The sequence below is a fragment of the Lysinibacillus sp. UGB7 genome (assembly GCF_049058285.1).
GTDB lineage: Bacteria > Bacillota > Bacilli > Bacillales_A > Planococcaceae > Lysinibacillus > Lysinibacillus sphaericus_B.
The window spans coordinates 1-626 of record NZ_JBMGUV010000109.1; the positions used below are offsets into that span (position 1 = coordinate 1).

The 626-nt window shown below is 35.9% G+C and carries 1 protein-coding gene; it reads left to right on the forward strand.

From position 1 onward, the window contains the following. Window positions 1-82 precede the first annotated feature (82 nt). A complete protein-coding gene (locus tag ACOMCU_RS28210; protein ID WP_107927154.1) occupies window positions 83-403 on the forward strand; it encodes a helix-turn-helix domain-containing protein in 321 nt (106 codons plus the stop codon). The last annotated feature ends 223 nt before the right edge of the window (window positions 404-626 follow it).

Here is a 626-nt window from a genome sequence, read left to right on the forward strand (position 1 = left end):
TGATATTATCCCCTTTAAGTAGACAATGTTAAAAAAACTACAGTACGCTGTAGATAACATTTTACTTAAAGGGGATTTTTGTATGCCAAGAAAAAATTGCACCTATTCGAATGAATTTAAATTACAAGTTGTTCAAGCTTATTTAGCAGGCGAAGGAAGTATGCAGGAGATTGCGACAATATACGAGATTCGAAATGTTTCACAAGTGAAAGCTTGGGTGAAGAAATTTAAAGAAGTTGGGTCCATTGAAGCTTTTAATCGGTTGCCTTCTGTTGGCTCAGGGGCAAAGGGTGTGAAGAATCCGTTAAAAGGGAAACGAATTCATTTTAAGAATATAGAAGAAGAGCGAGATTACTACAAAGCGCAGGTAGAATACTTAAAAAAGCAGTATCCAAATCTGTAAATGGAGGTGTACCGACGTATTCAGATCGGTATCAGATTATTGAATCGATGAAAGATCGTTATCCCATCACATGGTTGACAAAAATGGCGAAAGTTCAACGCTCAGGCTATTATAAATGGATAAAGAATGGGAAAATATCACGTCATAAACAAAATGATAAGGCGTTAAAACAACACATTTTAGAAATTCATCAAGCGCATAAACAATACGGCTATCCACGTGT